Annotated in this window: 13 protein-coding genes; 1 reads left to right on the top strand and 12 read right to left on the bottom strand. The window is 53.8% G+C overall.

Annotated features, from left to right (window positions below; all coding sequences use genetic code 11):
* Window positions 1-191 precede the first annotated feature (191 nt).
* Complete coding sequence (argH, locus tag QFZ34_RS10185) at window positions 192-1,592, bottom strand: argininosuccinate lyase (RefSeq protein WP_307280348.1); 1,401 nt, start codon at window positions 1,590-1,592, stop codon at window positions 192-194.
* Between the two features lie 36 nt (window positions 1,593-1,628).
* Between argH and tlpA the strand changes: the two genes are divergently transcribed.
* A complete protein-coding gene (gene tlpA, locus QFZ34_RS10180) occupies window positions 1,629-2,300 on the top strand; it encodes a thiol:disulfide interchange protein TlpA (protein WP_307280345.1) in 672 nt (223 codons plus the stop codon).
* 242 nt (window positions 2,301-2,542) lie between these two features.
* Here tlpA and QFZ34_RS10175 read toward each other — a convergent pair whose 3' ends face one another.
* The 11 genes from QFZ34_RS10175 to QFZ34_RS10125 all read right to left on the bottom strand — a co-directional run bounded on the left by QFZ34_RS10175 (window position 2,543) and on the right by QFZ34_RS10125 (window position 11,965).
* Complete coding sequence (locus tag QFZ34_RS10175) at window positions 2,543-4,447, bottom strand: DEAD/DEAH box helicase (protein WP_307280343.1); 1,905 nt, start codon at window positions 4,445-4,447, stop codon at window positions 2,543-2,545.
* Between the two features lie 150 nt (window positions 4,448-4,597).
* A complete protein-coding gene (locus QFZ34_RS10170) occupies window positions 4,598-5,074 on the bottom strand; it encodes a YaiI/YqxD family protein (protein WP_307280341.1) in 477 nt (158 codons plus the stop codon).
* A gap of 2 nt (window positions 5,075-5,076) precedes the next feature.
* A complete protein-coding gene (locus QFZ34_RS10165; protein WP_307280339.1) occupies window positions 5,077-5,700 on the bottom strand; it encodes an exopolysaccharide biosynthesis protein in 624 nt (207 codons plus the stop codon).
* A gap of 23 nt (window positions 5,701-5,723) precedes the next feature.
* Window positions 5,724-6,605 (bottom strand): 3-hydroxybutyryl-CoA dehydrogenase, encoded by an 882-nt coding sequence (locus QFZ34_RS10160; RefSeq protein WP_115055577.1) that lies wholly within the window; start codon window positions 6,603-6,605, stop codon window positions 5,724-5,726.
* Between the two features lie 115 nt (window positions 6,606-6,720).
* Window positions 6,721-7,650, bottom strand: coding sequence for an electron transfer flavoprotein subunit alpha/FixB family protein (locus QFZ34_RS10155; protein WP_307280335.1), 930 nt, complete (start codon window positions 7,648-7,650; stop codon window positions 6,721-6,723).
* 22 nt (window positions 7,651-7,672) lie between these two features.
* Complete coding sequence (locus QFZ34_RS10150) at window positions 7,673-8,422, bottom strand: electron transfer flavoprotein subunit beta/FixA family protein (protein WP_307280332.1); 750 nt, start codon at window positions 8,420-8,422, stop codon at window positions 7,673-7,675.
* Between the two features lie 194 nt (window positions 8,423-8,616).
* Complete coding sequence (locus tag QFZ34_RS10145) at window positions 8,617-9,378, bottom strand: rhomboid family intramembrane serine protease (protein WP_307280330.1); 762 nt, start codon at window positions 9,376-9,378, stop codon at window positions 8,617-8,619.
* Between the two features lie 167 nt (window positions 9,379-9,545).
* Window positions 9,546-10,277 carry a rhomboid family intramembrane serine protease gene (locus QFZ34_RS10140; RefSeq protein ID WP_307280327.1) on the bottom strand — a complete coding sequence of 244 codons (732 nt, stop codon included), beginning with the start codon at window positions 10,275-10,277 and terminating at the stop codon, window positions 9,546-9,548.
* Between the two features lie 27 nt (window positions 10,278-10,304).
* Window positions 10,305-10,886 carry a cob(I)yrinic acid a,c-diamide adenosyltransferase gene (locus QFZ34_RS10135; RefSeq protein ID WP_307280325.1) on the bottom strand — a complete coding sequence of 194 codons (582 nt, stop codon included), beginning with the start codon at window positions 10,884-10,886 and terminating at the stop codon, window positions 10,305-10,307.
* A 10-nt stretch (window positions 10,887-10,896) separates the two neighbouring features.
* On the bottom strand, window positions 10,897-11,094 hold the full coding sequence (locus QFZ34_RS10130; RefSeq protein ID WP_307280322.1) for a twin transmembrane helix small protein: 198 nt from the start codon (window positions 11,092-11,094) through the stop codon (window positions 10,897-10,899).
* A 40-nt stretch (window positions 11,095-11,134) separates the two neighbouring features.
* Window positions 11,135-11,965: an SDR family oxidoreductase gene (locus QFZ34_RS10125; RefSeq protein WP_307280320.1), complete on the bottom strand. Its 831-nt coding sequence runs from the start codon at window positions 11,963-11,965 to the stop codon at window positions 11,135-11,137.
* Window positions 11,966-12,051 lie beyond the last annotated feature (86 nt).

The following is a 12,051-nucleotide window of genomic DNA, read 5'->3' as shown; positions in this document are numbered from 1 at the left end:
GAAACCCAAAGGCCGGGTGAATTTGCACCAAATCCATCGGGTTTCAGCTTCGCCCGATGGATAAACATCGGTCTCGCAAAACCCCTCGACCTTGTCCACAAATTCCCTCCGGCAGAACGATTCTATTTGAGCAAGAAAGGCTCTAGCCTAAGAAGGCGCGCTTTGCACCCCCATGGCCGGTCAATGTTGTTTTACAATTTCGCAATGCGCTTTTGCCAGAATTTGATCTGCTTGCGCACCTGTTCCGGAGCCGTTCCGCCATAGGATTTGCGGCTGCGCACGGATTTGTCCACAGTCAGGAATCCAAAGATGGCAGCGGTAATCCCCGGGTGAATCTGCTGCAAATCTTCCAACGACAATTTACCAAGGTCGATCTTTTTCTGCTCGGCAAGGGCAACTGCCCGGCCGGTGACATGGTGTGCCTCGCGGAAAGGCAGGCCAAGTTCCCGCACCAGCCAATCGGCCAGGTCGGTGGCCGTTGAATAGCCCGAACCCGCGGCCTTCTTCATTGCGGCGGTGTTGACGGTCATATCACCAACCATGCCAGTCATGGCGGCAAGCGCCAGTTCCAGCGTTTCTGCAGCGTCGAATACGGCTTCCTTGTCTTCCTGCATATCCTTGGAATAGGTCAGAGGCAGGCCTTTCATGACTGTCAGCAGAGCGACGAGCGATCCGGTGATGCGGCCAGTTTTGGCGCGAACCAACTCGGCAGCATCGGGGTTCTTTTTCTGCGGCATGATGGAGGAGCCGGTCGAAAAACTGTCGGACAGTCGAACAAAGCCGAACTGGGAAGTAGACCAAATGACAATTTCTTCAGCCAACCGGGAAAGATGGGTCGCAGTGATCGCAGCTGTTGACAGAAATTCCAGCGCATAATCGCGGTCAGACACGCTATCGAGCGAATTGCGGGTCGGTTCGCGGAAACCCAACGCTTTTGCCGTCATATGCCGGTCAATCGGAAAGCCGGTTCCGGCAAGGGCTGCGGCGCCGAGCGGCGATTCGTTCATACGTTCAATTGCATCTTTGACTCGGCTCAGATCGCGGCCAAACATTTCGACATAGGCCATGCAATGATGACCAAAGGTGACGGGCTGCGCTGTCTGGAGATGGGTGAAACCTGGCATCAGGGTTGCTGAATGTTCTTCGGCGCGCTTCAGAAAAGCCTCGATCAATTTCTTGAGCAGCACCGCAGTCTTTTCAAATTCAGCTTTTACCCAGAGGCGAAAGTCGACAGCGACCTGGTCATTGCGTGAGCGTGCAGTGTGCAGCCGGCCCGCCGATGCGCCGATCAGTTCGGCAAGGCGCGACTCAACATTCATGTGAATGTCTTCAAGTTTGCGTGAGAAAGTGAAATTTCCGCTCTCGATCTCTGACAATATCGTGTTCAGGCCGCTTGTGATCTTGTCGTAATCGTCGCTCGCAATTATGCCGGTTTTCGCAAGCATGGCTGCATGAGCAAGGGAACCTTGAATGTCCTGGGCGTAAAGCTTCTGGTCAAAGCCGATGGAAGCATTGATTTCTTCCATGATCGCGGCAGGACCTGAGGCGAAACGACCGCCCCACATTTCATTGCTATTCTTCTTGTCGGACATGGAAAACGCCTTGAGTGTGAAGCGGAAAGAACGGAAATGACAGACGGCCCACGACAAACGCCACGCAATAGCAACAAAAAGATCATCGCCCTTGCCGCGCTCGCCGGCATTGCCGCCGGTGCGGTTGCGGTATACGTGATGGAACGGCCATCTGGCAATATTGCCACCGTGACTAATACGGCTGATCAGTGCCCGATGAAGGCAGAGGGCGCAAAAGCGATTGATGCTGCCGCTGTTGGTGCCATTGCTGCCATGCGCGGTGCCGACAAGCCGCAATCCATGTCGAGCTTGTCCTTCACCGGACCGGATGGCAAGCTGGTGCGCATCAGCGATTTCAAGGGCAAGACATTGCTGGTCAATCTGTGGGCGACCTGGTGCGCGCCATGCCGCGAGGAGATGCCCGCACTTGATGCGCTGGAAACAAAAAAGGGCAGCGACAAATTTGAGGTCGTCACGATCAATATTGACACGGGTGACGATACGAAACCCAAAGCATTCCTGAGCGAGATCGGCGTCAAGTCGCTCGATCTTTATCGTGATCCATCAATGGGCGTGTTCAACGAGCTTAAGCGGAAAAGTCTGGCCTTTGGGCTCCCGGTTACAATGCTGGTCGATAAGGAAGGCTGCCAGATCGCAGCGATGAACGGCCCGGCAGACTGGTCCAGCGATGACGCTCTGCGATTTGTGGATGCCGCTTTGGGTCTTTAGAAAATAGTATCAGGACCGCTGGATTGGCAAATTCATTATGCGTGCTTCGACAAGCTCAGCATGAGGAAGGTGGAGATTGGCAGGGAACGAGTTCTGACATGTTACAAGACGACGTCGCAGGTAGATGTTGCAACCCACTAACTTCCTCATGCTGAGCTTGTCGAAGCACGCACCAAGCTCATGCAAAATCATTGCATATTCCTTATCTCCCTCGCAAAGAGGGAGATAAGGAATGCAATTGCTTACTCGCCAGTTGTGGCGGCTTTGCGAGCTTTTTTTGCTTTGTATTTGTCAAAACCCTGCAATTCACCGGGCTTGCGTTCCTTTGGAAGCTTTTTCGGCTTTTCCGCTGTCCAGCCTTCCGGCTTTGCCTTTGCAGGTTTGGCTGCCCACTCTGTACGTGGATTGGCATCGTTGCCGCGCGGCTTGCGGTTGTCGAATTCGCGCTTCTCACCGAAATTCTTCTTCGGCTTGAAATCGCTGCGCGGAGCAGAGCCGCCGGGGCCTTCACTGCGGGCGATATTTACACCCTTTTCGCCTGTACCGAACTGCTTGATGCGTGCAAGGAAAGCATCAGCCTTGCTGGCGGTAATCTCAAAGCGTGTTTCCGTTTCCAGAATTTTGATTGAGCCGACATCGGTCTTAGTAATATCACCGGCCTTGCAGATAAGCGGCAAAAGCCAACGTGGTTCGGCGCGTTGCTTGCGACCAACACTGACGCTGAACCATGCGCCGCTTTCAAAATCGGTAAAGCGATCCGAGCGCGATGTCCGTTCGCCGCGGCCCGGACGGTCTTCAAAGCTACCCTTGCGGATAGGCTCAAGAACATGGGACGGCGTGTTGGAAAGCTCTTCCGGCGCAGGGCGAGCAGCCATTTGCTGGCGTAAATAAGCAGCAGCAATCTGTTCAGCGGAATGAAGGGCGAGCAATTCGCGTACGAAATCTCCCTCGTCCTCGGTTATGACTTCAGACAGAGAAGGATCATTGAGGATGCGGTCATTGTTGCGCTTGTTGATTGCGTCGGCATCCGGTGGCGGCACCATCGTTGTCGTTAGTTTTGCACCTTGCAAAAGACGCTCGGCAGTGCGGCGACGCGAGGCCGGCACGATCAGAACGCAGATGCCCTTACGACCCGCGCGACCTGTACGGCCACTGCGGTGCAGAAGCGTTTCTGAATTGTTGGGCAGATCGGCATGGATGACGAGATCAAGATTAGGCAGATCAATACCGCGAGCGGCAACGTCGGTGGCAACACAAACACGGGCACGACCATCACGCATGGCCTGCAAGGCATTGGTGCGTTCAGCCTGGCTGAGTTCACCCGACAGGGAAACCACAGAGAAACCACGATTTGACAGGCGGCTGGTCAAATGTTTGACGGCCTCACGGGTCGAACCGAAAATGATCGTGTTCTGTGCATCGTAGAACAGCAACGAATTGATGATCGCGTTTTCACGCTCACGCGGTGCAACAGGCATGATGTGATATTCAATATCCGCATGCTGCTCGCGGTCATTGGTGGCAGAAATACGCAGCGCGTCTTTCTGGAACTGTTTTGCCAGAAGCGCGATAGGTTTCGGCACTGTTGCAGAGAACATCAGTGTGCGGCGATCTTCCGGCGCTTCACCAAGGATGAATTCGAGATCTTCGCGGAAACCGAGATCGAGCATCTCATCGGCCTCATCCAGAACCACTGCGCGCAGTTCTTTCATGTCGAGCGAGCCACGGCTGATATGGTCACGTAGGCGGCCCGGTGTGCCAACAACGATATGCGCGCCTTGCGAAAGGGCGCGGCGCTCCTTGGTCATGTCCATACCGCCAACGCAAGAGGCGATGCGCGCCCCGGTTGGCTCATAAAGCCATTCCAATTCGCGGCGAACCTGCAAAGCCAATTCGCGTGTGGGCGCAATCACCAGTGCATAGGGCGCGCCGATAGAAGTGAAGCGATCTCCATCTTCCAGAAGAGTCGGTGCGATGGCGATGCCGAAGGCAACGGTCTTGCCCGAGCCGGTCTGGGCGGAGACGAGAAGATCTGCTCCTTCGGCTTCAGGAGCGAGAACTGCAGTCTGAACGGGTGTCAGGGTCTCGTAGCCACGGGCTTTCAAAGCACCGGACAGCGCCGGAGCGATAGAATCGAAAATGGTCATAAATGAACTTTCAGTGCTGGTTTTGGGCGTGTTTTTAGCTCGGCGTCAATGGAGCACGAGCGGCACGCATATAGCTTTGTTGCGCTCTCGTAGAGCCTGCGACGCGTTCCGTCAATGCCACGAAACGCATAGCTCCCATCCACTTACCCTTCAGGAGGTGAAGCCCGCACGTTTCAACCGCACAATAGCGAGATCAAGCGCAGAAAGAAAGGAGGAACGATCTTTTGGTGAAAATGGTCGCGGTCCACCCGTGATCTGGCCCGCCGAACGCAGTTCATCCATGAGGTTACGCGTTGCCAGGGTATTGCCGATGGATGCCTCGGTAAATGCCCGGCCCGTTGGGGAAATGGCGTCTGCACCGGCTTTTACGCAGCGGCTTGCAAGTGGAATATCGGCGGTGATGACCACATCGCCCCGGGAGACCCGCTCGGCAATCCAGTCATCGGCGGCGTCAAAACCGTCGCTGACAATGACCCGCTCGATCATCGGATCGCGCGGGATTGCCATCATGGAATTGGACACGACGAAAACCTTGACGCCATATCTTTCCGCAACACGATAAATTTCTGCTTTTACCGGGCAGGCATCTGCATCGACGTAAATGGATATGTTTTTCTGTTCTGTCATTTTCAACCAAAAATATGCAGCGCGGCCAAACCTACAGAGGCGCCGAGCCCGATAGCAATTCCAGCTGCCAGGGCCGCAACAAGAAATCCTGTTCCCAACCATACGCCGTCCTGTTCGCCAAGACCAATTGCCAGCAGGATTATGCTCAATGCCGGTATCTGGTTAATAAGTGGAATCGGCAAAATGACGATCAGGGACATTGAAAGCGCAACGATACTGACGACCCGTTCGACGATAATTTGCGGCAAGAGCCAATAACGCGGGCGGGCAAGCCGCTCAAAACGTGTAAGAACGCTTTCCAGTCTGGCGATTCCGGAACGATAGGTTTCTATCCGCATTGATTTGCGCCGCAGAAAGGCCGGAAACCACGGATTCTCGAAGCCAATCAACATTTGGATGGAAAGCAGAACCAGTGGAATGCCGAATATGGTGGATGAACCCGGCGGTAGTGGAATCAGATTCAATGCGGAAAACAGGATGAGCAAGGCGCCAAAGCTGCGTTCCGACAAGGCGACAAGAATGTCGTCGAAGGAAATTCTGGTCGCGTCTGTGTCCCCAAGCTCAACAAGAATGGTGGATAGCCGCTTTGTTCCGGCAGAATATTCCGCGTCCTGTTGGCTATCCATGGGATAATTTCATGCGGGCATGATCAGCGTGTCGGAACGGGATTTTCCCCGCGATAATCATAAAAGCCACGACCGGTCTTGCGGCCCAGCCAACCGGCCTCGACATATTTGACGAGAAGCGGGCAGGGTCGATACTTCGAATCCGCCAGACCATCATGCAAGACCTGCATGATGGAAAGGCATGTATCCAGGCCGATGAAATCAGCCAGTTGCAGTGGGCCCATCGGGTGATTTGCGCCGAGCTTCATGGCTGTATCAATGGCATCCACAGAGCCGACACCTTCGTAAAGAACGTAAATGGCTTCGTTGATCATCGGCAGCAGGATGCGGTTAACGATGAAGGCCGGGAAATCTTCCGAGACAGTCAAGGTCTTGTCGAGGCTGGTAACGAATTCGCGCGCACTTTCGAAGGTGGTGTTCTCGGTCGCGATACCGCGAATGAGTTCAACCAGCTTCATCACCGGCACCGGATTCATGAAGTGAATGCCAATAAACCGTTCCGGGCGATCGGTTGTTGCGGCGAGCCGTGTGATGGAAATCGATGAAGTATTGGTGGCGAGGATCGCCTCCGGATTGAGGTTTGGACAAAGCTGCGCAAAAATCTTGCGCTTGACTGTTTCATCCTCGGTCGCCGCTTCGATGGCAAGATCGACACTGGAAAGATCCTCCATGCGCAGAGCAGGGCGGATATGCGCCATGGCTTTTTCGCGTGCCGCCTCATCAAGTTTGCCGTGCGAGACCTGCCGCGCCATATTGCCATTAACGGTGGCTATAGCCTTTTCCAGCTGTTCGGCAGACTGGTCATGGATCAAAACGTCATAGCCGGCGACGGCACATACATGAGCAATGCCGCTGCCCATTTGCCCCGCTCCGATAATGCCTACAGTCTTGATCGATCCAGCCATGTTTCCATCCGTTTGTTTGTTCAAGCGCAAACTTCCTAGCACCAAAGTAAATGGCCGGGGTAGCTTTCGTCTACCCCGGCCATGCAAATCATTTCAAACTTGCGGCTATATTTTTTTACAGCGCCTTTTTAAGTTCCGGCAGGATAACGAAGAGATCGCCAACGAGGCCGTAATCGGCAACCTGGAAAATCGGTGCTTCTTCGTCCTTGTTTATGGCAACAATGACCTTGGAGTCCTTCATGCCGGCCAGATGCTGGATCGCGCCGGAAATGCCCACGGCGATGTAAAGGTCAGGCGCGACAACCTTGCCTGTTTGTCCAACCTGCCAGTCATTCGGTGCATAGCCAGCATCGACAGCCGCACGCGAAGCACCAACCGCAGCGCCGAGCTTGTCAGCAACCGGGAGGATCACTTCCTTGAACTTTTCGTTGGAGCCAAGAGCACGTCCGCCGGAAATGATGATCTTCGCCGAGGTCAACTCAGGACGATCGCCACCGGAAAGCTTTGCTTCAACAAAGGTCGAAAGGCCAGGATTGGCAGCCGCCGAAATGGTCTCGACGGAGGCTGATCCGCCTTCGCCAGCAGCGGCAAAGGTTGCCGTGCGAACCGTGATAACCTTCTTGGCATCGGTGGCCTGCACCGTCTGCAAGGCATTGCCCGCATAGATCGGACGCTTGAATGTGTCAGCCGAGATAACTTCGATAATGTCTGACACCTGCATGACATCGAGCAGCGCTGCAACGCGCGGCAAGATGTTTTTGCCGTTGGTGGTGGCAGCGGCGATGATCGTGTCATAGCCGTCGGCAATCGAGACGATCAATGCAGCGGTAGCTTCGGCGAGGCGGTTGGCCAGATCATCGCTATCGGCCAGCAAAACCTTCTTGACGCCCGCAAGCTTGGCAGCCTGATCTGCAACGCCCTTGGCGCCTTTTCCGGCTACCAGCACATGCACATCCGAACCGATGGCGAGCGCTGCGGTCAAAGCCTTGGCTGTCTGGTCGGAAAGGGTTTCGTTATCGTGTTCGGCAAAAAGAAGAATAGCCATGGTGAATTCCTTATCCTTTTCCTTAAAGAACGCCAGCTTCGTTCTTCAGCTTGGAGACAAGCTCCGCAACGTCCTTGACCTTCACACCAGCCTTGCGTCCGCCCGGCTCTTCAGTCTTCAGGACCTTGAGGCGCGGCGCAGTGTCAACGCCGTAATCAGCAGCTGACTTCTCATCGAGAGGCTTCTTCTTAGCCTTCATGATATTGGGCAGCGAAGCATAACGCGGCTGGTTCAAACGCAGATCGGTGGTGACGATTGCCGGCAAAGTGACCTCAATGGTCTGCAGGCCGCCATCGACTTCGCGTGTTACCTTGGCCGACTTGTCACCAAGTTCAACCTTGGAGGCGAAGGTGGCCTGGCTCCAACCGAGCAACGCTGACAGCATCTGGCCGGTCTGGTTGGCATCGTCATCGATTGCCTGCTTGCCAAGAATAACGAGCTGCGGCTGTTCGGCTTCAACGACGCCCTTCAAAATCTTGGCGACGGCCAGCGGCTCGACAATATCGTCGACCTTGACCAGAATGGCACGGTCCGCACCCATGGCGAGTGCTGTGCGCAAAGTTTCCTGTGCCTGCGCCGGGCCAATCGACACGACGACAACTTCCTCGACCTTGCCGGCTTCTTTCAAACGAAGCGCTTCCTCGACCGCGATTTCGTCGAACGGATTCATCGACATTTTCACATTTGCAAGCTCAACGCCTGAACCGTCACCTTTGACGCGGATCTTGACGTTGTAATCGACTACCCGCTTTACCGGTACGAGGACTTTCATGGGGACTCCCTCTTCAACATTCAAATGACAGCTTTAACTGTCCTATCACAGTACCTGCTTGCCGGATGCCGACATTGAGGTGAAAAAAGCGACACGTTTGTGTCTGAACAGCGCGGGACCGTAAATATGAGTGACGTAAAGGTCAATGCGCGGTATGCGACAATCTGTACTTCAACCGATTGAATGATGTGGGTCTATCTGCCCCATTTCGCAGGCTCGGTTTGCGTGACTGCGATAGCTGGCTCTTTTTCGACCACGACGGCACGCGGAGAGACTATGGCACGGTCAAAAAGCGGAACATTGCGGCGCTTCAAAATGAGAATGAGCAATGCACCTGCTATAATCCCGCCCACATGCGCAGGCCACGATATTTGCTCATCGCCACCCCACAAAAGCATACCGAATTGCAGGGCAACCCAAAGGACGAGTGGATAGATCGCCGGGATGCGCAGCGGAATTCGTCCAAAGGCCAGAACCCATACTTTCACGCGAGGATGGAGTATAAGATAGGCAGCAACGATACCTGCTATCGCACCGGAAGCGCCTATCAATGGTGCTTCTGAATCCGGCAGAATGACGCCATGGAGAAGAGCTCCCGCCGCCGCGCATAAAAGATAGAAGATCAAAAATTTTACGTGGCCGAGAGCGTCTTCAATATTGTCTCCAAATACACAGAGAAACAGCATATTGCCGCCGAGGTGGAAAATGTCGGCATGGAGAAATGCGTAGGTGATGTAAGTGGCATTTGGCGGCACAATATCATAGGCTGCAGGCAGAGCTGCAAGGTCATGGACAATGGCGGGTATATAGCCAAGTCCAATAATTGTGGCTTCCGCATGATCTCCGGCAATGCTGGTCAGCGCAAAAATGATGACATTCAGCGCTATCAGCGAAAGTGTCACATATTGCAGCTTGATGTATTTTAAGCTGTTGGCGTCATGCAGTGGAATAAACATTGGTGTCTTTCTACCGGATATCGAGAGACGTGACGTGGACACTGGAAGCGCACCGAAACCAATGTGCGTGGTGAATTTGAGCCAAAGCTTTGGTATTGTCTACAAACAACCTCCAGCAGATTCCCAATTTAGACAGGTAAGTTCTTCGCTACCTTGAAGCCGCGGCTTCAGGCCTCATTGTTTTGCTTGTCTTCGGTCACGACGGCGCGAGGTGTGACAATGGTGCGATCAAACAGCGGAATGCTCCAGCGTTTGAGAATACCAACCAGCAATGCGCCCGAAATAATTCCGCCGACATGGGCCGACCAGGAGATGCGTTCATCGCCATGTACGAAGAGCATCAAGAACTGTTCGGCGATCCAAAGTGCAAGCAGATAGATTGCCGGAAGCGGCAAAGGAATGCGTCCGAAGGCGAAGACCCAAACCCAGACCCGCGGGTGAAGCATGAGATAAGCGGCGACGACCCCGAATATCGCTCCCGATGCGCCAATCAATGGGCCATGAGAGTCGGAAAAAACAAAACCGTGCATTAAGGCACCGGCGGCACCGCAAAGAAAATAAAAGATCAGGAATTTTATATGCCCCATGGCATCTTCGACATTGTCGCCGAAAACCCAGAGAAACAGCATATTTCCGCCGAGATGGTAGATGTCGGCATGCATGAACGTATAGGTGATGTAGGTCCATCCACTAGCTATGAAGTCATATTCCGGCGGGCGAACAACCAGACCCTGCGCTACGGCGGGGATGTAGCCAAATATCATTGAGGCTTTTTGGGTGTCCGGATCGAAAAGGGCCACAAGCCCAAAAATCAGAACATTCAAAACAATGAGTGAAAGCGTAACATATTGTAGTTTGATGTATTTGAGGCGATTGGCGTCATATAGTGGAATGAACATTAATTCCGGGTTCCTGCCTCAGGCCTGTCAGCGATTTTTACCCGGCACCCATAACACGTCCTTCGCGCCATTGTCATTGACAACCCGAGCCGCAACAAACAGGAAATCGGAAACGCGGTTGATGTATTTCAATGCGGCGGGCGTGACGATCTCATCGGGCCTTTGAGAAAGCTCGACCATTTGACGTTCTGCACGGCGCGAAACCGTGCGCGCCAGATGCAAAGCGGCTGATGCAGGGGAGCCTCCCGGCAGCACGAAGGAGCGCAAAGGCTCAAGCTTTTCGTTCAGTTGGTCAATATCAGCTTCAACTCTTGAAACCTGGGTATCGATGATGCGCAAAGGCTCGTAGGCGAGAGTTTCACCCGTATCCGGGGTGGCAAGATCAGCCCCGAGATCGAAAAGATCATTCTGGATGCGAAAAAGCATGGCATCGAGTTCGGGATAATCCCGTTCCGTATGCAATCGGGCGAGGCCAACAAAGGAATTTGCCTCGTCCACAGTGCCGTAAGCCTCTACGCGCAAGTCATGCTTTAAACGGCGCGCTCCAGTGCTGAGGCCGGTGGTGCCATCATCGCCGGTGCGCGTATAAATCTTGTTGAGCTTGACCATTATATCCGCCCTAGCCTGCAGCGCGATGGAAGTAGATGGCGCCAACAATCAGGATGATGGCAACGAGCTGCAGCAGAATACGCAGTTGCATCATCTTGTTGGAGAAGTTGGCATCGCCGCCCTTCATCATGTTGCGCAGACCGACGAGAAGCACGATAGCGACGGCGGCAATGGCGACAATTGCCAGAAACTTGAAGATGATGTCCATGATGTTATTCCTTATCAGGCTGACTTGCAGTCTGCTCCTGTCATGATTGGCTCGCAAGCATGCGATATAGCGCACGTGCCGATAGCATTCTTTTGGCAAAACTTGCCAGCTTAGCTGGAACCGTCACCACATAATGGGGTCTGGGACGCTCATTTTCCAATGCGTGTTTCAGAACCTTGTAAATGGCATCTGGCCCAAGCGCGAATCGTGGCGGCTTTGCCTGTGAGAATTTGGCGATTTCTCTCTCGTATTGCTCGCGATGCAATGATTTTTCAATATCGATATATTTGCTTATTTGGGCCGCCGCATTGGTCCTGAAATGGGACTCGATCGACCCCGGCTCGAGCAGCGATACATGAATGCCGGAGCCAGCCAGTTCCATCCGCTGTGTTGTCATCAACCCTTCGAGTGCAAATTTCGAAGCGACGTAAGCTCCGCGCAGTTTCATGGGTACCAAGCCGAGAATTGATGAACAGTGGACAATTCGCCCATGACCCTGCCGCCGCATCACCGGAACAATAAGTTGCGTCAACTCATGCCAACCAAAAAATGCTGCTTCAAATTGCTCGCGTAACGCCGTTGTCGGCAAATCCTCCACAGCGCCGGGCACCGCGTAAGCGCCATTATTATAGAGTGCGTCGAGCGTGCCGCCGGTCTGTTCAAGAACAGCCCTGACCGTATCCCTGATGGATTGCGCCTCGCTATAGTCAAGGTAATGAGCCGAAAAGCCTTCCGCTTTAAGATCATCTATGTCAGATAATTTGCGGGCAGTAGCAAAAACGGTCCAGCCATCAGCCTTCAGGGCGCGTGCACAATAAGCGCCCATGCCGCTGGAACATCCTGTAATCAAAATCGTTCTGGAACGGGGCATGGTTTCGATTCAATAGGTTGCGCAAAAAAACACTTCACATATTCGCTTGTGCCTTGCAATCTCGCGTACATGACCATGGGGGCAAA

The organism is Phyllobacterium ifriqiyense (genome assembly GCF_030817885.1).
GTDB classification, from domain to species: Bacteria; Pseudomonadota; Alphaproteobacteria; order Rhizobiales; family Rhizobiaceae; genus Phyllobacterium; species Phyllobacterium ifriqiyense.
Note: the sequence above shows the minus strand (reverse complement) of the source record. Positions and strands in the feature narration are given on the sequence as shown.